The sequence below is a fragment of the Klebsiella sp. CN_Kp097 genome (genome assembly GCF_040064495.1).
GTDB classification, from domain to species: domain Bacteria; phylum Pseudomonadota; class Gammaproteobacteria; order Enterobacterales; family Enterobacteriaceae; genus Klebsiella; species Klebsiella aerogenes.
On the sequence record NZ_JBEAIL010000007.1, the window covers coordinates 586,987 to 613,852 of the forward strand.

The following is a 26,866-nucleotide window of genomic DNA, read 5'->3' on the forward strand; positions in this document are numbered from 1 at the left end:
CAGGGTTGAGGCAAGCGTTCAGGTTCACCATAGCTCATACAACCGAGACAAAGACGGGAGACTTGCAAACCGCTACGACCCAGATTCACATACTTCATTCTGTGTTCCTTCTTTTATTGCCAGCAATTCTGTATGTGACAGGGTATTGCACTGACATGAAGGGAACCAGCATGCGCCATCGAATGGTGTTGTGAGCTATTTTCACAGATGGGCGTAATCGTCAGTGGATTTTACATTCAAGGACAGCGCCCACACGCTGACATCATTCATTATTGTTAGCTGAGGTTTTCGGGCACGCCTGACCAACAGGAATAACGATTTTTTCACGGTGTTCCCCGCGTTCATAAACGCAGATTGTACCTTCATCTGTATTGACCTGTTCCTTCAGCGGGAGCCCTGGTTCCTGCGCAAAAATGCGAAAGGATGCGACCAAAATCAATGCCAGAGAACACAAAAGCTGGACTGCATTCATATCTTCACTCCTGAAAAATATTTAACTCATTTCCAGCACCGACTGGCGAGGCGTAAGCTTACCAATTATCGGTGGCAGTTCCGTTTCGCGAAGCGGACGACCCTCAACGATGCTTTTAATACGCTGTACGCACTGGTGCAGGAGGGGTTCCATTGGCCATGAAATACAGGTCAGTTGCGGATATAACTGCGTGGCCAACGGTGAATCCTCAAGACTGAGGAGGGATACCTCCTGAGGCACGGCAATATTAAATTCGCGGAAGAGGCGCATGGCCTCCGCAGCGTAAGCATCACGCTTAACTACGATGGAAGAGAACTTGCTCAGACTATTAATAAGCGTCAACAGCGCGCGTTCGACACTCTCATTGGCTGTTAATACCAACTGGCGATTAAACGGAAATGAGTAGTTCTGCAACACATTGCGATAACCTTCAACCATTCGCTTGCTTGCGTCATCCGTCTCGTTATCGATAACCAGCGCGATGTTGCGATGGCCTTTACCTATCATGTAGCGGCAGGCGCTCTCCGTAGCAAAGGCGAAATCGTAGCCCTGACTTTTCGCGTCCACCACGGGTCGGTCGAAAGAAATCACGTTATCGCCACTGCCCGGTACAACTGGTCCGAACACTACAACGGCGGCGCATTGTCGTTGTAAATCATCTACCGAAGCTGCATGTTCGACGTCATTATCCACATACTGGACGATCAGCGTTTTGTTCAGCACTTTCATTGCGCGCGCAAGCGCGGGAAGAATACGTGCGCCACTGCTTTCCTCACGTGAGGAAAGCACCACACCGATATGGCTTGATGACTGACTCGCCAGGTTTTGCGCGGCGAAGCTTGGGCGGTAGTTGAGTTCTTCTACAGCCCGTAATACCGCCTCACGGCTCTCTTCGCGAACACCCCTGGTCCCCGTCAGCACGCGGGAAACCGTTGCTCTGGAAACATTGGCTAATCGAGATACATCATCAATCGTTGGCATAGCGTTTTCTGCGTGGTGAGTTTTCATCATCTTAACATAACCCTCACGAAGAATCGTCCCGTCGCCGGTCATGACGCTTATGTTTCGTTCGCGTTCAGCCGGGGAAGCCAGGCTGCGCCACGTACGCCGCTGGCGTCGCCAAAGCGCGCCGGAACAATGCGCGTATAGCAGGTTTCAGAAAAGAGATAAGAAATAATAGCGACAGGCAGATCATCGTAGATTCTGCTGACATTCGACAATCCTCCTCCTAACACAATGACCTGGGGATCCAGAATATTGATGACTGACGCCAGGCTACGGGCAAATGCATCAATAAAATGCCGCCAGTGTTCGCGCGCCTTCGGATCTCCCTGTTCTGCGGCGTTGATAATTTCCTGAGAGGTCAGGTTTCCCGGGAAACGACGGGCAAAACCGGTACCGGAAATAAAGGATTCAATACAGTTATGCTTGCCACAGTAGCAGGGCTGAGCGGGGCCATCAATCGCTGGTACGTACCCCGGAAGCGGGTTGTGCCCCCATTCGCCGGCAATGGCGTTTGGGCCTTGTAACAAATGCCGGCGCACGGCGATCCCACCGCCACACCCCGTACCGATAATCACACCAAATACGGTGTCAGCCTTTGCACCTGCGCCATCTACCGCTTCAGAGAGAGTAAAACAATCAGCGTCATTGGCAATCCACACTGGCTGCCGGATACGTTCGGCAAGATCGGCTTTCAGATCGTGACCATTAAGAACCAGGCAATTGCAATTTTTGATGAGCCCCGTTTGCGGGTCAATTGCGCCAGGCAGACCGACCCCTACGGTGAAGGGTTCCGGGCTAGCCGCGCGGGCATCATCAATAAGGCTCACCAGATGCAGCATAAATTCAGCGTAACTTTCTTTCTGAGTCGGCTGGCGCTTACGCCAGAGATAATCGCCTTGAGCTGAAAGCAATACAGCTTCCATTTTTGTGCCACCGATATCCAGTCCAAGATAATGCATACAATCCTCTGTCATAAGAGAGGCCGCGGCCTCTCTGCTGTCGTTATGCCTGGTGCGGGCGTGTGCGGTAAATGTGAATAAGTTCGGTCACCAGCTCCCTGGCCAGAATGGAGGTCATCAGGTGGTCCTGCGCATGCACCATCACCAGCGTCATTTTGGTTTTCCCTTCGCCTTCATCAACTTCAATGAGCTGGGTTTGAACAAGGTGAGCTTCGCGGGCAAAATGAGTCGCCTCTTTCATTAGTTGATCTGCGGCTTCAAAATCACCTTGCTTTGCGCAGCCGAGGGCTTCATAACAAAGGCTGCGCGACTGACCCGCGTTAATGATGATGCCCATAACTTGTTCTTCTAATTCCATGTTTTTTTCCTCTATGTTCTACTTTCAGGCGGATTGAGCCGCATCTTCTGCATGTTCAACCGCGTTTTCATGCTCTTGTTCCAGAAGCTGTTTTTCGTAGGCCTTCAGGAAGGGGAAGTACATGACGGCAGATGTCACCATGCATATCAGGCACAGGATCACAGGGCTGAAGCTCCAGTTGGCTGCCCATGATGCGCCAATGGGTGCAGGTGTTGTCCATGGCGTCATCGATACCACACGGCTGACTAAATCAAGATCCAGTGCAAACCATGCGAAGGTGGCATTGACCATCGGGACCAGCACAAACGGCAGGAAAAACAGAGGATTCATAATGATGGGCGCACCAAACAGAATGGGTTCGTTAATGTTAAACACCCCTGGTACCACGCCCATTCGCCCAATAGTCCGCAAATGGATGGCTTTGCTGCGCAGCAAAAGGAAGGCCAGCGGCAGCGTCGAGCCAACACCACCAATTAGCAGGTAATGGTCCCAGAAACCCTGAACGTAAATATGCGGGATAGCTTCACCCGCGGCGATTGCCGCCTGGTTTACGGACAGGTTTGCCATCCAAAAAGGGTTCATAATACCGGTGACGATCAGCGCACCATGGATACCGGCAAACCAGAGCACCTGGCACACCAGCACCGAGAGGAGCACTGCGGGGAGCGTATCGGACGCGGCAACCAGCGGTTTCACCAGCGACATAATCGCTTCGGGAATAATCATCCCCAGTTGCGCTTCAATAAGCAGGTTCAGCGGATGCAGCGTGATGACGATTGCCAGTACCGGGATGAGGATCTCAAACGAGCGCGCTACGCCAGTTGGGACCTCCGGCGGCAGGCGGATGGTAATATTATGTCGCTTCAGGAAGGCGTAAAGTTCCGTGGAGTAAATAGCCACCAGAATGGCGGTAAAGATCCCTTGACCGGAGAAGTAGGCCGTTGAAATCTGCCCGTCCTTCAATGGCGCAGCGACAAGCAAAAAGGCCATTAAAGAGAGCATCCCGGCGGTAAGTGCGTCGAGATCGTGGTGTTTGGCCAGACTTGCGGCAATCCCGACGGAAATAAAGATCGTCATAATTCCCATGCTGAAGTTAAAGGGCAGCATGAGAGCTTCACGGTGATCGAGCGAGAATTGCAGCCATGCCCTGGCGAAGCCCCAGGATGTGTCGGGCGAGAAGGGGGGGAAGATAAATACCAGCATAAAAGAACCCACAATCATGAACGGCAGAGCGGTAATGAAGCCGTCACGAATGGAGGTGACATATTTTTGCTGGCCGACGGCGCCCGCCATCGGAGTAATTTTCTTTTCGATAACCTGAATTAGTTTTGCGTACAGAGAGCTCATAGGGTTTCCCTTCTTTATTTGTTATCTATCAGGGAGAGGGCGAAATCGAGAACGGCGCCCCCTTTTTGCATGCCGTAATCCATCATGTTGATTGGCTCAACGCGGATCCCGTATTTATCGGCTTGTTTCTGTAGATCGCTTTGCATGTACTTCACCTGTGGTCCAAGCAATACCACCTGGTAGTGACCAACCTGCTCGGCAAATTCGGCAACGCCATACGCCTTGATTTCCGCTTCCAGGCCACGCCTGTGCGCTTCATCGACCATTTTTTTTACCAGCAGGCTGGTAGACATCCCGGCAGAACAACACAACATGATTTTTTTCATAACGTCTCCTTTGAATTTATGGCTGGAATATAGTCACCACGGAACAAAACGGAAAGCGCTTTCCGTTTGCGGATAAGGTAATTGTGACCACGATCACTTGAGAGCACCTTTCACTTTGTATGAATGTGCGCGATCATCCCTGCTATTCAAGAACTACTAAGGTCGACTTATGAACATTCATTTGATGAATGTTGCTGTGGATTTGATAGAGCAACGCCTCACGCCGGTGGCGAATATAATCACTAAAAATCAACACATTACAGCAATGCGAGACGGCTTTTCTCTTGCAATGCCTTTTGTCATCGTGGGAAGTCTGATGGTGCCAATGCTGTTTCCACCGTTCGCCATTTCAAGCACCTCACGATTCGGATCTTTTTATCTGCTGCTGCGTCCGATGCTGTTACCAACCTTTGAGCTGACGCTCGGCCTGGTGGCGTTGATTGTTGCATTTGGTGCAAGTGCCAGCCTTGCCAAGCAATATCAATTACCGGAACGGTTATGCGGGCTCACCGGATGTCTCGCCTTTCTGCTGTTTATCGGTTTTCGGGATAATGGCGCGACGAATGTTTTTCTGGGAGGGATGGGGCTTTTTACTGCCCTCATTTCAAGCGCATATTCGATTGAAATTATAAGGTTTTTTTATAATAAAGGGTGGTGCATTCGTTTGCCGGATGAGGTGCCGGTGATGACACGGAATGGTTTCCAGCTGCTGATGCCGCTGCTGGTGATTATGCTTTCCATCAGCGTGATGAATGCCGTGATGCTGCAGACGACCGGACAGATTTTGCCGCAACTGATTGGGGAAGCATTGCGCCCACTCATTGTAGCGTCAGATACTCTCACGGCTGTGCTTATCTCCTTGTTTCTGTGTAATCTTTTATGGTTCGTCGGTATTCACGGCGCGCTGATCATTACGGGGATCATGAACCCGTTCTGGCTCACCTATCTGTTTGAAAATCAGCGAGCCCTGGCCGCTGGAGAGGCTGTGCTGCCCCATATTTATTTACAGGGGTTCTGGGATTTTTATCTGTTGATTGGCGGTATCGGCTCTACGCTGCCACTGGTGTTTATGGCAATACGAAGCCGCTCAAGGCAGTTGAAGAGTGTGGGAAAGATTGGTCTTTTGCCTTCTCTGTTCAACATTAATGAGCCAATATTGTTTGGCTTCCCCGTCATCATGAACCCGGTTTTTTTACTGCCCTTTGTTTTTGTTCCGTTGATAAATGCCTGTATAGCCTGGTATTTGACGCAAATGGGTATCCTCGACAGGGCCGTTGCAATGCTGCCATGGTCAATGCCCTCACCGCTGGGTGCTGCATGGTCGGCCAACGGTAGCTGGAAGAATATGTGCATGTGCCTATTTGCCTTTTTCAACGCATGGATGCTTTATCGTCCATTCTTTAAGGTTCACGAACGCCAGCTGATGCAGCTGGAAAAATAACGCTCCTCTTGCTGTTTCTGCCCATTTCTCGTGGGCAGAAGCTTAATTAGTGATATTCATCACAAAAATATTCTCAAAGATCTCAAATTTGTGATTCAATCCGGCAAACACGGAAAGCGCTTTCCGTTAATGGATGTACATTTCCATTTTAGATCCTTACATTTCCCCTGCACGTTTAACCGTGAAAATAAAAATTCAAAGGGAACCTATGCAAACGTTATTTAAATCAATACCTCTGTCCTTGATTACCCTCACTGTCATCAGCGGCTATGCCAGCGCAGATGAGAAATATGATTTTGCACTCCACGGCTATTTGCGCTCAGGGATCCTCGCCAACAGTGACGGAAACCGGGTGGATTCAGTGGGACTGATGCCCGACGGGAAATGGCGTCTGGGGAACGAAGAAGATACCAAGATTGAGCTTATCCCGACAGTAACGCTGAAATCGGATACTGGCGCAGTTGCTCGTGTTCAGGCCAACCTGACGCATCAAACAAAATGTACCGCAGACTGGAACTGTACCGACGATGACGGTAAAGAAACCCAGTTCCGCGAAGGTTTTGCTGAGTTATCAAATCTCGATTTTGCGCCGGATATGACTTTCTGGGCGGGTAAACGTTACAGCAGCTCCAATCTTTCCAGTCACCAGTTCGACTGGGAGTATATTCAGTACAACGGAACCGGGGGCGGGTTTGATAACCTGGATTTAGGCTTCGCGCGCTTTGACGCCGGCGTTTATGCGTTTTCAACAACGGATGAAGCCAAAGCCTATCCCGTGGCTCTGGGGGATCAGGGATACCCTGACGATTACTCGCTTAACCTCTGGTTTAAAAAAATCGGCGGCACCGGGCTGGATGTTGAGCTTATTGGCCACCATATGAACCGCAACGAAAACCATCCCACTTCTGCTGAAAAAGGTTATGGCGTGACGGCGCTGTATAACGTCGACAGTTTTTATGGGCTGACAGGTGGCTATTCCCGCATTGTTTTCCAGTACGGCAAAGGGCTCGCTGCCGCTGACTCGCTGGGTAAAAACGGCTGGGGTTGGGCAAACCTGGAAGACACCCAGTCCTGGCGCGTGATTCTGGATGGCATGGCCAGTCTGGGCGAAGTGGACGTATCGACCTTTGCATTTTATCAGAAAGATAAAAACTACCGCTGGTGGACCAGCGATGATGACGGCTGGGGACGCTCCATGTGGGTGGCGGGTATCCGGCCGTATCATCAGATAACGAAGAATTTCGCCATGCAATATGAAGTGGGTTACGAATATCTGGATGATAAAAACTACATGGGGGTAAACGGCAAAGGAAAGGGGGGCCTGACCAAGGTGACCATTGCGCCAACGCTCACCTTCGATTCTGGATTCTGGAGCCGTCCACAGCTGCGCTTCTTTGCCACGTATGCCAAATGGGATAAAGGCGTCTCGGATGCGATAGACAGAAATTACGACTGGAGCACCGGTACCCTTAGCCCGGGGGGATACTCTCGCAGCGGGGATACCGATACGCTGAATTTTGGTGTACAGGCTGAAGTCTGGTTCTGAGGAGATAAGAGATGGCTTTCCCGATTCGAAAACTTCTGCTCGTCTCCTTACTGTCCGCGCTGGGAAGCGCGGGGGCGCTGGCGGCGGAACAATCCCATTTTGAACATTTTATTACTCGTGATGGTGCTGCGTTAAAAGACGGCGATCGGCTCTTTCGCTTTGCCGGGATCCATGCCCCGGAGCTGCATCGTATAGAGGATGACGCGAGAGGAACCTGCAAAGCGGATCCGCGCGGGTGGGGGCAATATTTCAAATGGCCTACTGCTGAAGAGCAAGAAAACTGGATTAAAGCCCTGGTGCAAACGGGTGCTAAAGCACAGCGCGTGTATGTGCTATCCGTTCAGCAGGAAAACGACGCGGCCTGCGGACGTGAAACGCATATCCTGTCGCCGGAAACGCCTGACGGCATGCCGCGGCTGAATGAAGCGGCAATGAAAGTTTATGACAACATGATTGCTGAAGCAGATAAGCAGGGGCTTCGCCTGATTCTACCGTTTATCGATCACTGGTGGTGGTGGGGTGGGAGAGAACAGCTTGCCTCATTTTATCATGAAAAACCTGAGGATTTTTATCGGACGGACAGTAAAACCTTCCAGGCTTATCTTGACGTGATTCGTCAGGTTATAACCCGGACGAACACCATTACGGGACGCCACTACTACGATGAAAAGGCGATTATGGCGTGGGAAACGGGTAATGAGCTGGAGGACACTAACGCCGATTTTCTTCATCAGACATCTGCCTGGATCCGTAAATGGGCACCCCATCAGCTTGTCGTAGATGGGACTTATAAAAAGGTGAATGATTTCGCGCTCAGCGATCCGAACGTCGACATCATCAGCAATCACTATTACACCAATGCCAATAACAACCACCCCGGGCAGGTTCGTAAAGATCTGGAGGCGATTGGTGGCAAAAAAGTCTATCTGGTTGGCGAATTTGGTCTCCTCGACCAAAAAGACCTTAACGCTATCATGCAGTCTATTGTGCATACTGAGGTCAATGGCGTGCAGGCCGCGGGCGGCTTTATCTGGGGTTTTCGCGGTCATCGGCATGATGGCGGTTTTTACTGGCACAAAGAGTATACCGGACACTATAGCTACCATCTGCCTGGCTTCCCGGATGAGGGGAAAGCGAATCAGGAGATGGAGGTTGTCAACCTGGTACGGACTGCCGCCGCACAAATGGCTGGTCTGAGCAAGGTGCCAGATTTGCCGGTACCAGAAGCACCGAGGTTACGCGAGAGCGATTCCCCCTTTGCCATTAACTGGATGGGGTCACCCGTTGGTCGTTATTACGACGTGGAAAGAGCTGTGCAGCCACAGGGCCCATGGACACGCGTCGGAAAGGACATTTCCGACGGCAAAAATGAATGGGATCCATCGAAAATGAGTCTTTTCCGCGATAATTATCGCAGCCTGACGCTCGGCCAGACTTACTACTATCGGGTAATCGCTAAGAATGATAGTGGTCAGTCAGCACCTTCAAACGTGATTCGCCTGAAACATATGCAGAAAAACCTTCCACCGGTTATTACCCTGCAGGACATGCTTTCTACCACTGTCGATAAAGGCGTTCAACTCAATGCTGCCTGGCAGGATGACAATCTACCTGGCCCGAAAGTCAGCGTAGCGTGGAGCCATGACGGTAAGAATAACGTTCACTTCTGTAACAGCAGTAAAGAGGAAACCCGAGTCTGGTTCTCCGCGCCGGGCGACTATGCGTTGACCTTTACTGCTGATGACGGGTTGCTGGAAAGCAGCAAAACGATAAATGTCAGCGTGAAGCCCGCTGTGAGGCCTGTACCGGCAGATTATTGCAGCTTTGGCAGCGGGACTATGGATGTTAGCAAGGGAACACTTAACTCCATTAAAAGTGAAAAAGATACGTTAGCCATCGGAGAAGACGGTTTCCTCGGGCCTTTCGCGCATGACGGAGACAGCGTGAGCTGGCAGGTTAGCGCTCCCTGGGACGGTAAATTTACCCTACACGTGAAATTTAACGGCAAATGGGGAAGCAAGAAAAACTCGTTCATCGTGAACGACGGAACGCCAGTCAGCATTGAATTTCCGCAAACGGATGAGAAGGGCAAGACCATAGTCGTTCCTGTTTCGCTCAAAGAGGGGGGTAATACCATCAGTTTTGGAAAGTTTACCGGCGACTGGGGATATATGTTCATCAAATCAATTGAAGTTACTGCAGAGTAATTATTTGGCTGCCCTTTTGGGGCAGCTTTTTAACATTCAGGAGGCATTATGAATCGGTATCAATTTCCGGAAGGTTTTTTTTGGGGGGCTGCAGCATCAGGCCCGCAGACAGAAGGCTTCGCGAATAAGCCGCACCGTTCTATCTGGGATAGCTGGTATGCAGAACAACCCAACCGCTTTTTCCAGCAGATTGGTCCGCAGAAAGTATGTGAAACCTACAGCAAGTATAAAGAGGACGTTGCGCTAATGAAGCAAACGGGATTTAACTCGTTTCGTACTTCCATTCAGTGGTCACGGCTGATTGATGATTTTGAAACCGGTACCCCAAACGCAGAAGCTGTCCGGTTTTACAACAACTACTTCGATGAGATGATCGCCAGCGGCATTGAACCAATGATTAATCTTTATCATTTCGACATGCCGGAAATATTGCAAAAGCAGTATGGCGGTTTTGAATCACCCCATGTGACGGATCTTTTCGCAAGGTTTGCCCGCACTGCATTTGAGCTATTTGGTCATAAGGTCAAATACTGGATCACCTTTAATGAGCCGATAGTACCTGTCGAAGGCGGCTATCTTTATGATTTCCATTATCCTTGCAAAAAAGATGGCAAGCTGGCGGCGCAGGTTGCATTTAACATTATGCTGGCGCATGCAAAAGCGGTGCACCTGTACCGGAAACTTGAGCTACCGGGCGAAATAGGCGTGGTGCTTAATCTGACTCCCTCGTATACCCGAAACAATAGCGACGAGGATAAAAAAGCAGCGTGGTATGCCGACCTGTTCTTTAATCGCAGTTTCCTTGAACCGCTGGTTAAGCATGAATTCCCGAAGGAGTTATGTGAAGTCCTCGCAACCCATGATTGCTTGCCAGAAATAAAAAAAGCGGATGTCGATCTGATAACGAGTTCGCGGGTAGATTTCCTGGGGGTTAACTACTATGTTCCACGTCGGGTTAAAGCGCGCGAATGTCCCTATGAACTTGATTACTTCACGCCAGAGTATTACTTCGAGAACTACAGCGATCCCGAAGGGCGCTTCAATCCGTATCGCGATAATAACGAGATTTTTCCGCAGGCGATTTACGATATAGCCAGCAACATCCGCGATAATTACGACAATATGAAGTGGTATCTGGCTGAAATCGGTATCGCCATGGATATCCAGTCAGAAGGTCCTGTTCTGGCTGATGGGGTTATTGATGACACTTTCCGTATCGAATTAATGGAAGAACACCTCGAACAGCTCCATCGCGCCATCAGCGAGGGGGCGAACTGCTTTGGCGTACACCAGTGGACATTTATTGATAACTGGTCGTGGATAAATAGCTTTAAACGCCGTTACGGTTTCTGGCGACTGGATCTGGAAAGCGGGGAGCGACAGATAAAGCGTAACGCTCTTTGGTTTGCACAGTTGGCTGCCTCTAATGGATTTACGCCCGGAGCGTTTATAAAGGGCAACAAGTAATGGTCTCGTTCTATCGCATGATATTTAGGGGAACGGACGGTGGAGACAATCATGTTTAACGGCGTGATTTTATATTAGAAGAGGAAAATAGTCCGCACGGCATAGACTGAGCGGGCTATTAGGGAGTCATCCAACTCGTGAATCACCCATAACTAAAATCGAGTAGTTGGGAAACTGTCGCGGCAGCGAGTAATATTCGCGCTGCCGGCGCTGGATATTGTCATTGTTATTCCGTGAAAGAGGATCATAACGGACATCGTCAGGACAGGACCATAGTAAGTAAGTTAACAATCGACTACATTTAACATAATATACATTATGCGCACCAATGTTGTAACAGCAAAGTTGTAATGTCCGCTTTGGGCTAAGTTAAGATGTCCGTCATGTATAATCAACAAGAAGATCACCATGACGGCTCATGCAGCGGAGTTTTTTACATTGGATGAAGTTAACCGACTCAAAATCATTCAGGATGTTGTTGATCGCCGTCTGACAACTCAAATGGCAGCTCAGCGACTGGGCATCTCGGATCGCCAGTGCAGACGGCTTCTGTCGCGTTACCGTGAATCTGGCCCACTTGGTATGGCTAATCGTCGTCGTGGGAAACCCAGCAATAATCAGTTGCCTGATGGCCTTGCGCGGTATGCACTCAGTATTATACGTGAGCGCTATGCAGACTTTGGGCCGACTCTGGCGTGTGAAAAGCTTGCAGAACTGCACGATGTCCACCTGTCCAAAGAAACTGTCCGGTCGCTCATGGTTAAAGCCGGTTTCTGGGTCCCCCGTAAGCAACGTGCGCCAAAAATTCAGCAGCCACGCTATCGCCGGGCCTGTTGTGGCGAACTGATACAGATAGATGGCTGTGACCACCACTGGTTCGAGAACCGTGCTCCAGCCTGTACCGCGCTGGTTTGCGTTGATGATGCAACGAGCCGACTGATGCAGCTCCGCTTTGTAAAATCGGAATCAACATTCACCTATTTTGAGGCCACACGAGGCTACCTGGAAAAACATGGTAAACCGCTGGCGTTATACAGTGACAAAGCCAGTGTATTCAGAATAAACAACAAAAATGCCACTGGTGGTGATGGCTTTACCCAGTTTGGGCGTGCGATGCATGAACTGAATATCCAGACTATCTGCGCGAATACCAGCTCTGCCAAAGGCCGCGTGGAACGCGCTCATCTGACGCTTCAGGACCGACTGGTAAAAGAACTCCGGCTCAGGGGAATTTCTTCTGTTGACGCAGCCAATGAGTATGCTGATGAATTTATGGACGATTATAACCGGCGCTTTGCCAAAGCTCCGCGACATGACTTTGATGTGCATCGGCCACTTGAACATGATGATGATCTGGCTGCCTTTTTCACATGGCGGGAACCGCGTCGCGTTTCGAAATCTCTGACGGTTCAGTATGATAAAGTGCTCTATCTTATTGATGACAGTGAAATCAGTCGCAAAGCCATCGGGAAATACATCGAGGTCTGGCATTATCCGGATGGCCGAAAAGAACTCAGGCTTAACGGCGTTGCTCTTCCCTACTCCACTTATGATCGCCTGTCGGAAATCGACCAGGGAGCTATCGTGGACAACAAGCGGCTCGGACGTACACTAGAATATATTAAACTGGTTCAGGACAAACGCGACAATAACCGTTCTCAGGCAATACCTGCTGGCGATGGACCTTCACGGCGGCGCAGGAAACCAACTGATAAGAAATCCCAGCGATCACTGAACGGCGATGATATGCTGGAAGCTTTGAAAGTTTTACAGAGTCGTTCCGGTGAAATATTCGGTTCTAATACTCAAAAAACATAGGGCATAATATAGTAAAAGACATAGGCTGTAGTTTATTTAAGGGTCAGCTCAGATGCCCTGCATCAATAAGCGCCATACGAAGATGTTTTTGAATGAAATCTGCTTTATAAATGCTGTATCGGTGGGTATCGTTATCACATAAAAGCACCGCGTTTTTTTTCATTAAAGCGTACTGAGTTGCTATATCATTGTTTCTAATAAGATAATCGCGAAATGCCAGATGTTTTATTATTTGAGCATCCCCGGTGGTGAAAGCATGGATGTGATGACTGCGCTGGTTTTCACCTTTTGTGAAGTACCTACGATTGGAAATTCCATTTTCACCACGCACAGTATATCCGGCACGCTCCATTGCCTGATTCATGCTGTCCAGTTCATCAAGATTAGTAACTTCAATTAATATATCTATCACTGGTTTAGCTGATAATCCAGGCACCGAGGTGCTACCAATATGGTGAATCTGGGATATCACATGACCAAGTGTTACCTGCAACAGAGAACGTTCGTTCTCAAATAATGTAGGCCACATGTCATCATAATCAACAACAGTCAATATTCGCATATTCAACAATCTCACATTTTTAACGAATTTTGTTCATTCACAATGAGGGGGAATCCCATTCCCTCTTTAATTTTTTCTACGTTAGCTCTGGACGTCAGCTTTTCTATTAAAGTAAATGCGACATTAATAGCTGTTGCAGGACTTTGCGATGTAATGATATTACCATCCACTACAATTGGGCGGTCAATGACATTGACACCCATTTCAGATAACTGCGTTTGACGTTTACTGCTCAGATGATACGTCGTACCCATTCTACCTTGAAGAGCACCGCTTTTTGCTACTGGTAAAGCGCCAACACAGACAGAAGCGATAATTTTGTTTTGGTTGTTAAATTTTCGAATAAGGCTGACCAGCCGCTCATCAAATGCATCCTCGTAAAAACCAGCCCGGCTCATTCCGCCGGGAATGGCAATGGCATCAAAGCTATCACCATCAATTTCATCCAGTTGATATTCTGGTTCGATGGTGAAATTCCAGGCACATTTAACTTTTTTTCGTAGACCAACTGTTACCAATTCTACGGGTTCCATTCCGTATGTTGTTGTCCAGCCAATAGCATCAGTAAATGCACTGGCTTCATATTCTTCTAATCCCTGACAAAGGAATAAAATAACCTTCTTCATTTCGTAATACCCATAACAAGGGAAAATCCATAAATATACGGTAATAATAACACAAGTCGTGTACATGTCTCTTCTTGACATACCGTTTTGAGCGGCCATGTGTACGGCTTTGAACTGGGCTTCCATCCTTTGTAATCAAAGGACATTTCAGCTTTGCTGGCAGGCGGACATCTGAACTTAGCCTTGACATGCAGGGTAACAGCAAAGTTGTAAGCAAGTATATTGAGGTCTGGCATTACCCGGATGGACGGAAAGAACTCCGGCTAAACGGAGTCGTCCTTCCCTACTCCACTTATGATCGTCTTCAGGAAATTGACCAGGGTGCTATCGTAGACAACAAACGACTCGGACGCACACTAGAGTTTATTAAGCTGGTTCAGGACAAACGCGACAATAACCGGTCTCAGGCTCTCCCTGCCGGAGATGGCCCCTCGCGGCGGAAAAGAAAACCAACTGAGAAGAAATCCCAACGTTCACTGAATGGCGACGATATGCTGGAAGCATTGAAGACGTTGCAATCACGTTCTGGAGAAATTTTTGGCCCAAGGAGATGAGTTGAATCCCATGATAAACAGCAATGCTTCGGTATCTAACGTCCGCTTTGAGCGAAGAGCGGAAGTTGGTCATTGTTCTGCTAGTCTAATAGACGGTGAACAAAAAATGGGATGTCAGTACCATCTTATTCGCATCCATTCAAATGAGATCGAGGATTCTACTATGGGACCTTATCGTACTTTTCTTATTACAGGCGCAACCAGAGGTATAGGGAGAGCACTCAGTGACAAATTATCAGAACAGGGTCACCTGGTTGTGGGTATTGCCCGTAATAGTGATGCCAGCTTTCCAGGGGTTTTATATACGACCGATCTGAGTAGCTCTGATGAAACAAATTTAATTCTAATGAAAATTGCCAAAAATCACGAAGTTCACGGTATCGTAAATAACGTAGGGGTGGCCTTACCTCAACAACTGGGAAGTATTGATATTCCGACCTTCCTGAATGTCATGGATATCAATGTACGGGTAGCAGTTCAGATAACACAGGCGCTGGTTGCCAAAATGAAGCGCAGAGGCTGGGGAAGAATTGTGAATGTATGTAGCCGTGCTATTTACGGTGCGACTGACCGAACAGCTTACGCAGCAGCAAAAAGTGCGCTGGTAGGTTGTACACGAACCTGGGCATTAGAGCTTGCTCAATTCGGGATCACCGCAAACGCGATTGCTCCTGGGCCAATAGAGACAGAGCTTTTTCATAAAACACGACCTGTTGGAAGTGAAGCAGAACAACGTGTTTTATCGACAATCCCTATGGGCAGACTGGGCTCTCCTGCTGAAGTGGCTTCAGCAATAGCCTTTCTTTTATCATCAGAAGCGAGTTTTATTACTGGCGTAGTACTGCCTGTTGATGGTGGAGGAAGCCTGGGAGGACGTTAGAAATGTTAAGAAACTCTGTGGAAATTGAAACGCTTATCCAGGGCTGGTATTTGATATTGTCGCAGTTAGTAAGATATTTTAACCTGTCTAACCTAATAAATACACATGATGCATTTAAGCGAGTTCTATGAGTTTAAAGCCGCGTAAAATCGTTTTAATTCCCGGGTTTATGCTGAATGAAATGCTTTGGCATGAATTTGAAACATACCTGCCGTCAAACTGTATTGTTCATCATGCATCTGTAACTGAAGGACGAACCATTCATGATGTCGTTCAGCATCTGATTACTCTTCTGCCTGAGAAGTTTTCTTTGATAGGCTTTTCGATGGGAGGGTATATTGCCCGACAACTGGCAGCAGAATTCCCTGAACGTGTAGAGTCCTTAGTGCTTATTGCCAGTTCCTTACGGGAAGATACGCCGTTAGAGGCTGAAGCAAAGCGAAAAAGCGTGCAGTCATTGTCCCCCACAACGTTTAAGGGGCTGAGCAGCCATGCTATTGCCCGGACACTCCATCCTATAAACACATCAAATCAGGATATGATTTCAGCTATTCAGAAAATGGGATGCTCTCTGGGATTTGAAGCCTTCATCACGCAATCATCCTTATCCCGGCAAGGTATACCTTATGCAACGATATGTTGTCCAACATTGGTTATCGCCAGTGAAGATGATGCCATCCGTTCGATGAAGGAGGCAGAAGAGTTGGTCGAAGCCATACCTTATGCGTCGTTTAGAATCATTCGGAATTGCGGCCATATGATTCCGCTCGAACAACCTAGGGAGTTGGCAAAAACTATTGTTGAATGGCTCCCGCCTACGTAAATTATTGGGTATTTATCCGCAAATATCCTGACTTACTTCATCAGGGTAAGGTCCCCTCCTGGCACGAAGCGGACAGAGCTTTAGCAGCGCAACGCGCCATAAACCAGAAGTGGATTCTTTAGTTCCGAAAACTGCTTGCTATTTGAGCGAAAGGTAGTGCAATCTGTGTAGCCTCAGCTGAACCATGGAATTATGCCAGACAGATATGATGCTAGAATTCATGCTTTCTCAGTATGCTCAACTACCCGTACCACAGGATATTCTCCATAGCTGGCTTGAAAAATGGATTTCTGAGCAGGAAAAATACTGTGTGGATAGCACCTTTTCAGCAAGGTTCCCGTGGAAAGAAACTGGCTTGGCACAGGAGTATTTTTTACAGCGAAAACTTAATATTGATGGACAGCATTTTCTTACTGGTCCGCGTTACCGTGGGGGCGATATCAATAGCCCTTTCATTGACATTGTCGCTTCAGACTCCAGTATAGATTGTTCTGTACTCAAATACGTTTGCCAAGAGTGGGCGCAGCTAAAGCCGCTGTACATTCGAATTCTCACGCCCGGCCATCATAAAAATCAGGGTATAACAGATCAATTCATCTATGCATCCTGCCTGTCAGGTGCCTCAGAATATCAAGATGACACAGTAACCCTGAGGCTGGCTAAACACGCCGATTTTGAATGGTGTCGAAAGGCGCTCATGGATGCCTATCAGAATTCGTTGTCAGCTATCCCAGCCTTAAGAGGCAACCTGTGCTCTGTCGATGACGAAGAACTCAGTGATTATATTTCAGAAGGCGTTGCGCATATTGTTTATGAAGAAGGAGTACGCGTCGGACTAATAATTTGCGAAAAAGGAGGCGTCGCTTTTTTAAGTGGCCACCGGATTTCTGAAGAGATAATCCTTCCTGCCTTTCGCGGACGCTCTCTGGCCTCCCGGGCTCAGCGCCTGCTTTGTAACCATCTTCAACGCTCCAGCCGGGAACCCTGCCTAATGACAGGGACTATCATTCCGGAAAATTTGCCGTCGATAAAGACAGCTGAAAAAGCGGGGCGGACATGCATTCTCAGATTTGAGTATTTACCTGTGATGTTTAGTTAATCTGCTGAACCTGAACCTGAACCTGAACGTTAAATCTGTTGCTGCGTGTTGATATGAAATATGTCTATATAACTCATAACTCTTTTCTTGCTGCACAAGGCAGACAAGATAAGTAGCGTTAAGGTCCGCTATGAGCGATGAGCGGACGTCCCATCCAGCAGAAGAACGTAAAAAAAACTGCCTCACGGCGGTTTAGCTGTCCAGTTAGGAAGTTGCGCTTGCGAGTCGTGCTGCAAATCCAATAAAGAACATGCCTACCAGCGCGTTTCCAATGGTTGATAATCTACGATTGCCTTTCAGACGGCTTAGCAGATAAGAGCCGCAGAAAACGAGGAAGCCGAAATAAACGAGAGTAATCGCGAACATTACCGCAGCAAGAATGATAAATGCCATCCAGGAATGTTCAGCCTGAACATTGATAAACTGGGCGAAGAAAGAGATATAGAACAGCAGCGTCTTTGGATTCAATAGAGTAACCAGCATTCCGCGCCCGATGATCCCCTTAGCATCAGCAGACGATTTCTTTTCCTGACTCGTTTCGAGAACTGGCTTAAAGATAGCGCGTATCGTCTGGACACCGAGATAGAAAAGATAAGCAGCGCCTGCGTACTTGATGGCGTTAAACAAGGCAGGGGTTGAGCTTATGACCGCCGCCAGCCCACACCATGCCAGCAGAACCAGAATAACGTCGCTCAGCAGAATGGAAAATATTGCAGCAAAGCCCCGCTTGATGCCGCTGGTAATGCTCGTTTTAATCACGAACATGGTTTCAGGGCCAGGCACAAGGACTATCAGCGTCGCACCAAGCAGGTACGTCCAGAAATTCACGACACCAAAATCAGCAAACATTTTCACTCCAGTTCTCTCGTTTTCAACGAGGCTATTCTAATGTAACCAGCGTAGATGAAAACACATCACGGCTACTTTCCTGGTAAGCCAATGTCTGCTCCTGGCACACAGCGGACATTTGAGCTTTGCCCTACCCCGGACATCTGAACTTAGCTTTGACAAATGTAGATTGTGGCCGATAACGGCGTTTGCCGTGTGGATTTGCTTTGGTTATTGCTGGCCTACGCTGATTCCAATCTCGTACTGACAGTCATCTATCGTCGTTCTTCCTGTTTCGAGTGACTTCCAGACTCATGATATCCTCACTCTGACATGTCGCTTTTTCCCATGGCTACTGGCCAACGGTAATCTCCAGTTGTCAGATTAATCGCGGACAACAACTTTTGCTGCCCGCGCTTAAAACATCGTTATCAACATGGCGGCTTAACCGCTCATCGTTCGCCATCGCTTTCGAGCGGCATGTCATCTCGATCAGAACACCTTAAATCGATATTCCATGATCACTTCCGACGACAGCGTGTTTGTACGTGTATAATGACCGTCCGTAAGGACTGGCGTTTTACCTTGCGTCTTATATGACCATCCCGGCCCGAACATCGCCCAAAAGGTGAAGTTTTTAAACATGGACTGCGTTGGAACCCAACGGCTAAAGGCATTGATTTCTCCGGTGCGCACGTGATTCCCTTTATAGTTAAATTGCCCGATGTTTCCCGCCAGGCCAACGGCTAATTCAGGCGTTAATCGATATTCGGTGATGTTCGCCAGCATCAGTTCCCCATCCCGCATGTAATCATCGCCAGCGTAGGCCATAGAAATAAATGTTCCCCTGGAATTTTTGCTCATGTGGCGTGGATAAAACCCGACTTCATCTGCTTTTTTAGCATTGGTGTAGCCAATGCCCATTTTGCTATTCCAGCGTTCGCCTTTCCAGGTCGCGTCCAACGCAAAATGCCAGGCATTATTGTCAAAATCCCGTTTACTCGCGGGCATTGCACGGTAACTATCCATGGCGTGGGTGCCGTATACCTGAGTGCCTATCGTTAGCTGCGTATCAGGTCGAAACTGCGTAAACAGCAGGTGCCGCTGCAGATAGTTTTTGCTCTCACCATAAGCATACTGTGCATCAAAATTTTTTCCCCGCCAGAGAATTTCTCCGCTTGCCAGGTGGCTAATATATTCACCGGTATTGGTCTGAAATCGCTTTTTATCTGGTGAGTTTCTGTCCATGGAATTTTCAAGCCATGCCCCTCTTATGGTAAATGGGCCGTAGCTTACAGCACTGCTTACGCCGGAATACGTTGTCGGCGAAAGCCTGTTAGATGTTGAAATAACGCCATAATTTTTCAATATCTGCCATCCCCAGCGCGCGTTTAGCTGAGCACCAGAAAGCGTGTAGTTAAGCTTCACGTTACGTTGACCAAACTTTGAATACCCTTCTGCATTGCTTTTTTTGTTACCAGTCCCATTGTTATAAAGCACGCCGCGGGAGTTGAAATAGTCGCTGGCACCCAATTTTATCGCGCTATAATACGATGCGTCGAAGCCGATAATATCTGCAAAATAACCAGACTGGTATTCTGCTGAAAATCCTTGCCCCCAGGCGTTATGTACATGTTTAGGATTGGCATTTTCCTCTTTAAGATATTTCCAGTAATTCTTTGCAGAGATGGTGAGCTGTGAGTCAGTAAAAAAAGGATCATCAAAAATAGCGTCTGTAGCGGCCCATACAGGCGTAACCAGCCCGCACGCTATTAACGCGGAAGTTATGTTCTTAAACATTTTTATTTCCTGAGAAAAGATCCGCCATAGCTTATTTATGGCGGGAAACTAAACTGTAAGATTATTTGTGATTTAGTGAATTTTTGCCTGCTTCAACGTATTTCATGGTGCCAATTTCTGGCACGCTGTATTTACCATCGTGATACGTGATTTTCACAACTGCAGCATTCGACAATGGCAGATTTTTGGCCGGGTCATCCGTCAGATCGGAAATCATTATCTGAATCGCCGTGCCTGAAGAAATGGCCAGAATATTTTTATCACCCTCTTTTTGAGCATTTTCTACAATAGTTGCCAGCGCAGCTTGTGTCCGTACTTTTACTTGCTCATAGTTTTCCGCTAGCTGTTTAGGATCGGATTTGGCCAGCGCGTTCTGGCTTTCCTTTACCGAGAGCGTGCCTGCTTTCATCGCTTTAAAAAGCGCTTTGCTGTCCGTCATTCCTAGCGTGTGTGCGCCTGCATTGGCCATATCGACATTATAACCGCCTTCAAAACCACCAAAAAACGCCTCTCGCAGGCCTGTCATTTCTGTTAAATGATAATCCGTTACGCCAGCCTGTTTAAGAATCACTGCCATGGTTTCGCGCTGCCGTCCCGCATCACTGGAATAAAAACGATCAAATTTTATCCCTTTGAGTCCCTCACCTAAATATTGAGCAACCTGCACCCCATCCTTCGTCAATGGGGAATCAATCCAACCTTGTACGCGGTCAAACGAATTAAGCAGCGTTTTACCATGGCGCGCAAAATAAATATTGATGACCTCCTGCTGGTCATTTTTATCATTCGTGTTCGCCATCAGCAGTGGACTGGTAATGGCAGTAACTGCCATTAAGACACCCAGAAATAATTTTTTCATTTTAAAGAGTCCTTTTTCATAGCCAAAAAAAAACCTACGTACTCTTCAGCCCCCTGGTATTGAGGTGGAGAAGAAAACGTAGGTTTTGCCTGTTGAAACAGTAACAATCCAGCTACTGTCGACCCTATCACTAATGTTTTTGAATTGCACCTAATCTATAGCGATGATTTATGTAATTGTGATCCTCCTCATATCAACCGTATTCCCATCTGGACGTTAATATCTGCAGTACGTATTTTAAACTCTCTTGGGATTGTTACTGTTTCAGGCAAAACCTAAGGCCGTTTCTGTACTCGTTGCAGGAGCGGCCTTAGGTTTTTTTTTGCATTTTAGTTACCCTCATGAATAACAGGAGTTACGATGAACAAGTCATGTATTGCCGCTGCGCTGATCTCTGCATTCGCTTTTACCGCAAGCGCCGCACCGCTAAAAATTTTGATTGTCAACGACGATGGTTGCGAATCCACGGGCAGTATTTCGCTTCAGGAAAAACTCACGCAAAAAGGTTTTGAGGTGTGGATGGTTGCTCCAGCCACCAATCAGAGCGGCATCGGTTCAGCCATTACCTTCAAAACGGGTAAAATCTTTGATGTAAAGAAGGCTGCTGATAAACGCTACTGCTTCCCGGGAACACCCGCCGATTCGGTTGATTTTGGCTTACGGGGATTACTCATTAATAATCCGCCGGACCTGGTTATTTCTGGCGTCAACGATGGCCCGAATACAGGAATGGCTCAGGTCAATTCAGGGACGGTAAGTGCGGCAGCCAGGGCTGTACGTTATGGTTTCCCGGCGATTGCGGCCAGCATTGGGTATATCTTTACTGAAGATGAAATGAAGAATAAATGGCCAAGCACCCATAAATACTGGCCTGATGCAGTGGATTATGTGGTTGAGGTTGTTGAAACGCTGAATCATAAACAGGTTTCTGGAACACCTTTATTGCCTAAAGGGTCGGGCTTAAGCATTAACTATCCGCCGCTGCCAAAATCAAAAATTAAAGGTGTGCACTATGTCGAAAATGAGATGTTCCCTACCCCACAGATTGGTTATGATATTTTGCCTGATGGACGCGCTAAACAAACCATCAATCCGGAATCGTTAAAGACAGTAGAGAACGATACCGATTCCGGCTGGCTTAATAAAGGTTATATCACCTATAGCCTCTTTGATGGGGCAATGAACGCCCCGCAATTCCAGGCGCAATATGAAGAACTGTTGAGTAAATAATTCGCCAGACTAACTCACAACCTTGCACTATCATCTTCACGCCTGCCAGCGTCACACTTAATCGCTGGCAGGCGACGTTTTCATTTTTTATCGCCGCACAATAAAATTGTTAAAGCCTACATCTAAGTTGTACTATGCGTATCAGATAAACCATTAGGGCGCTAATGCACGGCGTAATGAAATATATTAATGACAGCCTCAAACTGGGTACCATCGTTGAGCAAAGAATAAAGGAGCGGGATCCTAAGCAGCTAGAGTCCGCGAAAATGGACTTGATGGAGCGTATGGGAACGTCTGTCGGTTTGCATACCGCAGGTGTGCCTTTTATCTCAAGCGCGTTGTTAAGCGTGGTAAGTTTTGCTATGCCGCAGCTAACGCTTTGGGGGACCATCTTTCAATGGTTTTCCTGGCCCGCGCATGCTGTTTTTGCTGGTATAATCCCCACAGGTTTACTCTACTGTCTGCTGATCTTCCCGTCGATGACGCTGTTCTCTCGAGGTTTTCTGGCAGCGCTTAAGTTCTATCTAAGTCTGATTTTCCTGACCGCCGCGCTAGCCGCGGGAAATCTCATCTACGCATTCATTTCGGTATTCATATGTGGCGGGCATGCCGGCTTGCTTATAAGCGCTTTGGTTGGTGTATTATTTAGCGCTGGCAGCATCAAACTCGTTAACAGTGCTATGTTTGTAAAAACCTCAGCATTTTATTTGCATAATCGAATTTGGCGCTGGCAATTAAAACATCATGTACAAAATAAAGTATGATAAAAATCCTCTGCTGGCTCACACTTACACTGCTAAGCGCAACGGGGCTTGGCGCCTGGTTTCTTCAACAGCAATATGACGCGCGCTCCGCCGACTTCCGCATCCTGTATCGCGAAATCACGGTAAAGGTGTCGCAGCACGATGCCATCATCCCCCTGCTTCCGTCCGGTCAAAATGCCGCCGAAGTCCAGCAGATCCTGCCGCAGATCGTGCAATGGCGGCGCTATGATTCCCTGGAGCCGCGACGCCCCATCGTCGCACAAAGCCCCGCACGCTACTGGCTGAATCTTCCGGGCATCTCTCTGCTGATTGATTTGAACACCCTACTTAACAGTCTCAATGAGAAAAAGACATTCAAACATCTTGCCATTCGTTGGGACGGTACCACGTTGTTTGAGGACGGTGCCGCATCTGCCAACACCTGGTGGCGCTGGGAGAAAACTGTTGCCAGCCCAACACAACCTCTGCTCATTAGCGCAGGTGATAACCCGCAATGGCATCAACTGCCGTGGTGGCTGATACTTTCACCGGCACTGTTCTGGGCGGTGATTATCTATCTTGTTAATCAGTATCGAACCAATAAACGCCGACGGGATATCGCCGATCTACGCACCCGCTATGGCGAACTGACTCGCCTTAACACCATGGGCGAGCTGGCCGCTGGTATCGTGCATGAGCTTAATCAACCTTTAACCGCCATTATGAGCTATAACCAGGCGGCAGTGCGCCTGATTAAAAAAAACGATCCCGTAAAGATCCCCGAACTGCTTGAGGCCTCAGTGTTGCAGATAAAACGCATTGACGCCCTGCTCAGCCAGTTTCGTCTCAAGCTAACCAGCAAGCGCGCCGAATATCAGCCGGTTGACCTTCCGTCGCTGTGGCTACGCGTGTGCGAATTACTGGATAATGAGATCCGCGCCGGTAAAGTTCGTATCTCCAGCCATTTTCCGTCGGACCTACCCGCGCTTCCTGCGCCGCCGCTGTGGGTAGAGCAAATACTGCATAATATCGTTAGCAATGCCATTCAGGCACAAAGCATAAATGTTCCAGGTAGTGCGTGGATTCATCTGCAAGCCGTGCGGGTAAATAACGGTATCGCTTTAACTCTTACTGATGGCGGACCAGGGTTATCATCTGAAGCGCTGGAGCAGGTTTTTATACCGTTTTATACCACCCGTACTGATGGTGTGGGACTCGGCATGGCCCTTGCGGATACCCTTGTTCAGCGTCTTAATGGCAAGATAGAAGCGAGCAATATCACCGGACAAGGCGCTTGCTTCCGGTTATGGTTTCCGCTGCGCAATGAGGAGAAGTAATGGAGCAGTACATCTGGTTAATTGATGACGATGCGGCAATACGCGATTCATTAAGTCTGCTGCTCTCAACCGTTGGCTGGCAGACGCAGGCGTTTGATAGCGCATACGCTTTTCAACATCAGGCAGGGAATCTAGCCGAATTAACCGGCTGTATGCTGCTGGATATCCGCATGCCGGGGAAAACCGGGCTGACGCTGCTCGATGAGTGGCGCCAGCTAGGTCTAACCTTGCCGGTTATTATTATGACCGGGCACGGTAATATTGATTTATGTCGTCGCGCCTTCAAAAATGGCGCATTTGAATTTTTAACCAAACCCATTGATGCCGACCTGTTATTCGAAGTGGTCGGCGAAGCGATGGCGCAGCAAAAAGCGCATCTTGAACGACAACAAATATTACTGCCGCTGCAGGAAAAACTCGCCACCCTTACCGCCCGTGAGCATGAAATGCTCCAGCAGCTGCTTCAGGGCTACTCCAGTAAAGAAATCGCCCGTTTATGCTCGCTATCGCCGCGTACCGTCGAAGCGCATCGCGCCAATATTTTTAGCAAACTTGAAGTTAACTCGCTGCCCAAACTGTTGAAGATTTACGCTGATATCGCCAGTGGTTCTAAGTAAAAATACCTGGTACGTTCAGTATTCGCGGCAATAGTCTCCATGCTCCTTCCCTCCTAGTATTGGCCTATCGCCACTCAACACGACGGAGCATCACCATGAAACGTATCCTTCTTAGCGCCATCCTGCTCGGCAGCCTGGTCACGACCGCTAGCGCCGCAACTGGCGTTCTCAGCCAGAAAAATTTGTCAGTGGAGCTCGCGGATAAAATCGCGCAAAGCACGCTACAGGCCTGCGCCAAAGACGGCTATAACGTTGCCGTCACGCTGGTCGACCGTTCCGGTACGCCGCTATTAATGAAGAGAATGGATAATGCGGGCCCACACACCGTCGAAGCCAGCCGCATGAAAGCATTCACCGCGCTAACCACTAAAAACGCCACCAGCAATGTCATGAAAGGTTCTCAGTCCAACGCCGGAGCCGCGAACCTGCGAGATATACCCGGTTTTCTGCTATTAGCTGGCGGAGTGCCGGTTAAGATGGGTGACCAGGTCATTGGCGCGGTTGGCGTCGGCGGCGCGCCGGGGGGAAATTTTGACGAAGCCTGTGCGATTGCCGGGTTGCAATCTATCGAAGGCAAGCTTAACCAGGGCTAATCCAACGCGGGTAGACTATTGCTACCCGCATCGTCATAACGGGTTACCGACTCACATGCTGCATGGCGTTTTGCTCAACCGCCCCGCTTATCTTCTTCGCCCGGCTTTCATGACCAAAGAAGGTCAGGATCGCGATAATGATCGCCACCGTACCGGCAACGATTGCCATGGCCAGCCCATAGTTTTGACCATGATGTTCCGCAATCGTGGCCTGTAACGTCGCATTAACCGAAGCGATAAGATTACCCAGTTGATACACAAAGCCCGGCAGCACCGCGCGGGTATTCGCTGGAACCAGTTCATTCAGATAGGTCGGCACTACGCCCCAGGCGCCCTGAACCATAAACTGCATCAGGAATGCGCCGATTCCCAACATCAGTGAACCGCTAGCGAATGCCCACAGCGGGATAACCGGTAGCGCCAGCAGCGAGGCGGTTATAATGGCCTTTTTACGACCAATCTTCTCGGAAAGCGAACCGAACAGCACCCCGCCGATGATCGATGCAATATTGTAAGTGACCGCGATAATACTGATCGTTTTCGGCTCAAAGCCATGCTGCACTTTCAAAAATACCGGATACAGGTCCTGGGTACCGTGGGAAAAGAAGTTGAACGCTGCCATCAGCACCACCAGATAGCAGCATAGTTTCCAGTGCGTTTTCAGTACCGGCAGCAGCGCCGTGCTTTCCTTTCTCTCTCGTGACGCCAGCCATACCGGTGACTCCTGCACGCAGAACCAGATAAACGGCAGCAGCAAAATAGGCGCAGCGCCGATGACAAACATCCCGCGCCAGCCGAGTAATTCAAATAGCAGCCCATAAGCGACGGCGGCAATCAGATAGCCAAACGGATAACCGGCCTGGAAAATTCCCGACATTAGTCCACGGGAACGGTCCGGAATGGTTTCCATTGACAGCGACGACGCCACGCCCCAAATACCGCCCATCGCCACGCCATATAGCACTCTTAAGACCAGAAAAATCGTTAATGACGGCGCCGCAGCAGACAGCAACTCGAAAATCGAAAAGAAGATGATATTCAACATCAGGATCGGCTTACGGCCATATTTCTCGGCGAGCCGGCCAAAAATGAGCGCGCCGATAGGCCGTACGGCAAGCGTCAGTAGTATCGCCAGCGTGACCTTTTCCAGCCCAACATGAAACGTCTGGGCAATGTCACTCAGTAAGAAGACGAGGAGGAAAAAATCGAAGGCATCAAGTGTCCAGCTTAAGAAGCTGGCAATGGCGGCATTGCGCTGTAGTGAAGTCCAGCCTAACATCGTGTTATCCCTATCCTGGCACAGCGGCCTGGAGATGTAGCAGCTAGCCGAAAGAACATGCAGGGCCAACTGCATATGTAAATGTAAAGT

25 protein-coding genes and 1 pseudogene are annotated in these 26,866 nt (G+C 48.6%); 14 read left to right on the plus strand and 12 right to left on the minus strand.

The annotated features are described in order from the left end of the window. Nucleotides 1-262: 262 nt before the first annotated feature. The 6 genes from ABLV07_RS13195 to ABLV07_RS13220 all read right to left on the minus strand — a co-directional run bounded on the left by ABLV07_RS13195 (nucleotide 263) and on the right by ABLV07_RS13220 (nucleotide 4,467). Nucleotides 263-472, minus strand: a complete 210-nt coding sequence (locus ABLV07_RS13195) for a hypothetical protein (protein WP_020078806.1) — start codon at nucleotides 470-472, stop codon at nucleotides 263-265. Nucleotides 473-493: 21 nt separating this feature from the next. Beyond that, nucleotides 494-1,453 (minus strand): LacI family DNA-binding transcriptional regulator, encoded by a 960-nt coding sequence (locus ABLV07_RS13200; RefSeq protein WP_015705382.1) that lies wholly within the window; start codon nucleotides 1,451-1,453, stop codon nucleotides 494-496. Between the two features lie 77 nt (nucleotides 1,454-1,530). Then, nucleotides 1,531-2,436, minus strand: a complete 906-nt coding sequence (locus tag ABLV07_RS13205; RefSeq protein ID WP_015705381.1) for an ROK family protein — start codon at nucleotides 2,434-2,436, stop codon at nucleotides 1,531-1,533. Nucleotides 2,437-2,479: 43 nt separating this feature from the next. Continuing rightward, nucleotides 2,480-2,794, minus strand: a complete 315-nt coding sequence (locus ABLV07_RS13210) for a PTS lactose/cellobiose transporter subunit IIA (RefSeq protein WP_015705380.1) — start codon at nucleotides 2,792-2,794, stop codon at nucleotides 2,480-2,482. A gap of 24 nt (nucleotides 2,795-2,818) precedes the next feature. Beyond that, complete coding sequence (locus ABLV07_RS13215) at nucleotides 2,819-4,141, minus strand: PTS sugar transporter subunit IIC (RefSeq protein WP_015366646.1); 1,323 nt, start codon at nucleotides 4,139-4,141, stop codon at nucleotides 2,819-2,821. A gap of 14 nt (nucleotides 4,142-4,155) precedes the next feature. Continuing rightward, nucleotides 4,156-4,467 (minus strand): PTS sugar transporter subunit IIB, encoded by a 312-nt coding sequence (locus tag ABLV07_RS13220; RefSeq protein ID WP_015705379.1) that lies wholly within the window; start codon nucleotides 4,465-4,467, stop codon nucleotides 4,156-4,158. A 169-nt stretch (nucleotides 4,468-4,636) separates the two neighbouring features. On the opposite strand from ABLV07_RS13220, the gene ABLV07_RS13225 reads away from it, so the two are divergent. The 5 genes from ABLV07_RS13225 to ABLV07_RS13245 all read left to right on the plus strand — a co-directional run bounded on the left by ABLV07_RS13225 (nucleotide 4,637) and on the right by ABLV07_RS13245 (nucleotide 12,946). After that, entirely contained in the window at nucleotides 4,637-5,908 is a 1,272-nt protein-coding gene (locus tag ABLV07_RS13225) for a PTS transporter subunit EIIC (RefSeq protein WP_032708022.1), read from the plus strand. A gap of 208 nt (nucleotides 5,909-6,116) precedes the next feature. Continuing rightward, nucleotides 6,117-7,454: a carbohydrate porin gene (locus tag ABLV07_RS13230; protein WP_015366649.1), complete on the plus strand. Its 1,338-nt coding sequence runs from the start codon at nucleotides 6,117-6,119 to the stop codon at nucleotides 7,452-7,454. 11 nt (nucleotides 7,455-7,465) lie between these two features. After that, nucleotides 7,466-9,661 (plus strand): CBM35 domain-containing protein, encoded by a 2,196-nt coding sequence (locus ABLV07_RS13235; protein WP_032708021.1) that lies wholly within the window; start codon nucleotides 7,466-7,468, stop codon nucleotides 9,659-9,661. 48 nt (nucleotides 9,662-9,709) lie between these two features. Continuing rightward, nucleotides 9,710-11,128 (plus strand): glycoside hydrolase family 1 protein, encoded by a 1,419-nt coding sequence (locus tag ABLV07_RS13240; protein ID WP_015705375.1) that lies wholly within the window; start codon nucleotides 9,710-9,712, stop codon nucleotides 11,126-11,128. A gap of 408 nt (nucleotides 11,129-11,536) precedes the next feature. Further along, nucleotides 11,537-12,946: an ISNCY family transposase gene (locus ABLV07_RS13245; protein WP_348853272.1), complete on the plus strand. Its 1,410-nt coding sequence runs from the start codon at nucleotides 11,537-11,539 to the stop codon at nucleotides 12,944-12,946. Between the two features lie 43 nt (nucleotides 12,947-12,989). On the opposite strand, the gene ABLV07_RS13250 is transcribed toward ABLV07_RS13245, so the two are convergent. Both ABLV07_RS13250 and ABLV07_RS13255 read right to left on the minus strand, forming a co-directional pair. Continuing rightward, nucleotides 12,990-13,508 carry a GrpB family protein gene (locus tag ABLV07_RS13250; RefSeq protein WP_038991646.1) on the minus strand — a complete coding sequence of 173 codons (519 nt, stop codon included), beginning with the start codon at nucleotides 13,506-13,508 and terminating at the stop codon, nucleotides 12,990-12,992. 11 nt (nucleotides 13,509-13,519) lie between these two features. Beyond that, entirely contained in the window at nucleotides 13,520-14,134 is a 615-nt protein-coding gene (locus ABLV07_RS13255) for a DJ-1/PfpI family protein (RefSeq protein ID WP_045420631.1), read from the minus strand. A gap of 215 nt (nucleotides 14,135-14,349) precedes the next feature. Between ABLV07_RS13255 and ABLV07_RS13260 the strand changes: the two are divergent. The 4 genes and pseudogenes from ABLV07_RS13260 to ABLV07_RS13275 form a co-directional block, all read left to right on the plus strand. Further along, nucleotides 14,350-14,688 (plus strand): annotated as a pseudogene (locus ABLV07_RS13260) (ISNCY family transposase); the annotation flags it as partial. Continuing rightward, nucleotides 14,672-15,568 (plus strand): SDR family oxidoreductase, encoded by an 897-nt coding sequence (locus tag ABLV07_RS13265; RefSeq protein WP_227504962.1) that lies wholly within the window; start codon nucleotides 14,672-14,674, stop codon nucleotides 15,566-15,568. The pseudogene ABLV07_RS13260 and the gene ABLV07_RS13265, both read left to right, overlap by 17 nt. 127 nt (nucleotides 15,569-15,695) lie before the next feature. After that, the gene (locus tag ABLV07_RS13270; protein ID WP_047038613.1) at nucleotides 15,696-16,391 is read left to right on the plus strand and encodes an alpha/beta hydrolase; all 696 of its coding nucleotides are present in this window, start codon (nucleotides 15,696-15,698) and stop codon (nucleotides 16,389-16,391) included. A 208-nt stretch (nucleotides 16,392-16,599) separates the two neighbouring features. After that, nucleotides 16,600-17,490 carry a GNAT family protein gene (locus ABLV07_RS13275; RefSeq protein ID WP_047038760.1) on the plus strand — a complete coding sequence of 297 codons (891 nt, stop codon included), beginning with the start codon at nucleotides 16,600-16,602 and terminating at the stop codon, nucleotides 17,488-17,490. 204 nt (nucleotides 17,491-17,694) lie between these two features. On the opposite strand, the gene leuE is transcribed toward ABLV07_RS13275, so the two are convergent. The 3 genes from leuE to ABLV07_RS13290 all read right to left on the minus strand — a co-directional run bounded on the left by leuE (nucleotide 17,695) and on the right by ABLV07_RS13290 (nucleotide 20,977). Next, a complete protein-coding gene (leuE, locus tag ABLV07_RS13280) occupies nucleotides 17,695-18,339 on the minus strand; it encodes a leucine efflux protein LeuE (RefSeq protein WP_047038616.1) in 645 nt (214 codons plus the stop codon). A gap of 471 nt (nucleotides 18,340-18,810) precedes the next feature. Beyond that, nucleotides 18,811-20,118: an OprD family outer membrane porin gene (locus ABLV07_RS13285; protein ID WP_042897495.1), complete on the minus strand. Its 1,308-nt coding sequence runs from the start codon at nucleotides 20,116-20,118 to the stop codon at nucleotides 18,811-18,813. Nucleotides 20,119-20,179: 61 nt separating this feature from the next. Continuing rightward, nucleotides 20,180-20,977, minus strand: coding sequence for a histidine phosphatase family protein (locus tag ABLV07_RS13290; RefSeq protein WP_032711626.1), 798 nt, complete (start codon nucleotides 20,975-20,977; stop codon nucleotides 20,180-20,182). A gap of 360 nt (nucleotides 20,978-21,337) precedes the next feature. Here ABLV07_RS13290 and surE point away from each other — a divergent pair, with 360 nt between their 5' ends. The 5 genes from surE to ABLV07_RS13315 all read left to right on the plus strand — a co-directional run bounded on the left by surE (nucleotide 21,338) and on the right by ABLV07_RS13315 (nucleotide 25,497). Continuing rightward, nucleotides 21,338-22,207: a 5'/3'-nucleotidase SurE gene (gene surE, locus ABLV07_RS13295; RefSeq protein ID WP_042897497.1), complete on the plus strand. Its 870-nt coding sequence runs from the start codon at nucleotides 21,338-21,340 to the stop codon at nucleotides 22,205-22,207. A 176-nt stretch (nucleotides 22,208-22,383) separates the two neighbouring features. After that, nucleotides 22,384-22,971: a hypothetical protein gene (locus ABLV07_RS13300; RefSeq protein WP_046883610.1), complete on the plus strand. Its 588-nt coding sequence runs from the start codon at nucleotides 22,384-22,386 to the stop codon at nucleotides 22,969-22,971. Continuing rightward, nucleotides 22,968-24,287 (plus strand): ATP-binding protein, encoded by a 1,320-nt coding sequence (locus ABLV07_RS13305; RefSeq protein ID WP_042897499.1) that lies wholly within the window; start codon nucleotides 22,968-22,970, stop codon nucleotides 24,285-24,287. Before ABLV07_RS13300 ends, ABLV07_RS13305 begins: the two co-directional genes overlap by 4 nt. Further along, nucleotides 24,287-24,904: a response regulator gene (locus ABLV07_RS13310; RefSeq protein WP_032705773.1), complete on the plus strand. Its 618-nt coding sequence runs from the start codon at nucleotides 24,287-24,289 to the stop codon at nucleotides 24,902-24,904. The genes ABLV07_RS13305 and ABLV07_RS13310 overlap by 1 nt, the downstream gene beginning before the upstream one ends. 95 nt (nucleotides 24,905-24,999) lie before the next feature. Next, nucleotides 25,000-25,497, plus strand: a complete 498-nt coding sequence (locus tag ABLV07_RS13315; RefSeq protein ID WP_032711620.1) for a heme-binding protein — start codon at nucleotides 25,000-25,002, stop codon at nucleotides 25,495-25,497. Between the two features lie 43 nt (nucleotides 25,498-25,540). Here the strand turns inward: ABLV07_RS13315 and ABLV07_RS13320 are convergent, their stop codons facing one another. Beyond that, nucleotides 25,541-26,776 carry an MFS transporter gene (locus tag ABLV07_RS13320; RefSeq protein ID WP_032711619.1) on the minus strand — a complete coding sequence of 412 codons (1,236 nt, stop codon included), beginning with the start codon at nucleotides 26,774-26,776 and terminating at the stop codon, nucleotides 25,541-25,543. Nucleotides 26,777-26,866 lie beyond the last annotated feature (90 nt).

Coding starts and splice junctions, on each gene's coding strand:
- ABLV07_RS13195 (WP_020078806.1), bottom strand. CDS start 472: ATGAATGCAGTCCAGCTTTTGTGTTCTCTGGCATTGATTTTGGTCGCA.
- ABLV07_RS13200 (WP_015705382.1), bottom strand. CDS start 1,453: ATGCCAACGATTGATGATGTATCTCGATTAGCCAATGTTTCCAGAGCA.
- ABLV07_RS13205 (WP_015705381.1), bottom strand. CDS start 2,436: ATGCATTATCTTGGACTGGATATCGGTGGCACAAAAATGGAAGCTGTA.
- ABLV07_RS13210 (WP_015705380.1), bottom strand. CDS start 2,794: ATGGAATTAGAAGAACAAGTTATGGGCATCATCATTAACGCGGGTCAG.
- ABLV07_RS13215 (WP_015366646.1), bottom strand. CDS start 4,141: ATGAGCTCTCTGTACGCAAAACTAATTCAGGTTATCGAAAAGAAAATT.
- ABLV07_RS13220 (WP_015705379.1), bottom strand. CDS start 4,467: ATGAAAAAAATCATGTTGTGTTGTTCTGCCGGGATGTCTACCAGCCTG.
- ABLV07_RS13225 (WP_032708022.1), top strand. CDS start 4,637: ATGAACATTCATTTGATGAATGTTGCTGTGGATTTGATAGAGCAACGC.
- ABLV07_RS13230 (WP_015366649.1), top strand. CDS start 6,117: ATGCAAACGTTATTTAAATCAATACCTCTGTCCTTGATTACCCTCACT.
- ABLV07_RS13235 (WP_032708021.1), top strand. CDS start 7,466: ATGGCTTTCCCGATTCGAAAACTTCTGCTCGTCTCCTTACTGTCCGCG.
- ABLV07_RS13240 (WP_015705375.1), top strand. CDS start 9,710: ATGAATCGGTATCAATTTCCGGAAGGTTTTTTTTGGGGGGCTGCAGCA.
- ABLV07_RS13245 (WP_348853272.1), top strand. CDS start 11,537: ATGACGGCTCATGCAGCGGAGTTTTTTACATTGGATGAAGTTAACCGA.
- ABLV07_RS13250 (WP_038991646.1), bottom strand. CDS start 13,508: ATGCGAATATTGACTGTTGTTGATTATGATGACATGTGGCCTACATTA.
- ABLV07_RS13255 (WP_045420631.1), bottom strand. CDS start 14,134: ATGAAGAAGGTTATTTTATTCCTTTGTCAGGGATTAGAAGAATATGAA.
- ABLV07_RS13270 (WP_047038613.1), top strand. CDS start 15,696: ATGAGTTTAAAGCCGCGTAAAATCGTTTTAATTCCCGGGTTTATGCTG.
- ABLV07_RS13275 (WP_047038760.1), top strand. CDS start 16,600: ATGCTAGAATTCATGCTTTCTCAGTATGCTCAACTACCCGTACCACAG.
- leuE (WP_047038616.1), bottom strand. CDS start 18,339: ATGTTTGCTGATTTTGGTGTCGTGAATTTCTGGACGTACCTGCTTGGT.
- ABLV07_RS13285 (WP_042897495.1), bottom strand. CDS start 20,118: ATGTTTAAGAACATAACTTCCGCGTTAATAGCGTGCGGGCTGGTTACG.
- ABLV07_RS13290 (WP_032711626.1), bottom strand. CDS start 20,977: ATGAAAAAATTATTTCTGGGTGTCTTAATGGCAGTTACTGCCATTACC.
- surE (WP_042897497.1), top strand. CDS start 21,338: ATGAACAAGTCATGTATTGCCGCTGCGCTGATCTCTGCATTCGCTTTT.
- ABLV07_RS13300 (WP_046883610.1), top strand. CDS start 22,384: ATGAAATATATTAATGACAGCCTCAAACTGGGTACCATCGTTGAGCAA.
- ABLV07_RS13305 (WP_042897499.1), top strand. CDS start 22,968: ATGATAAAAATCCTCTGCTGGCTCACACTTACACTGCTAAGCGCAACG.
- ABLV07_RS13310 (WP_032705773.1), top strand. CDS start 24,287: ATGGAGCAGTACATCTGGTTAATTGATGACGATGCGGCAATACGCGAT.
- ABLV07_RS13315 (WP_032711620.1), top strand. CDS start 25,000: ATGAAACGTATCCTTCTTAGCGCCATCCTGCTCGGCAGCCTGGTCACG.
- ABLV07_RS13320 (WP_032711619.1), bottom strand. CDS start 26,776: ATGTTAGGCTGGACTTCACTACAGCGCAATGCCGCCATTGCCAGCTTC.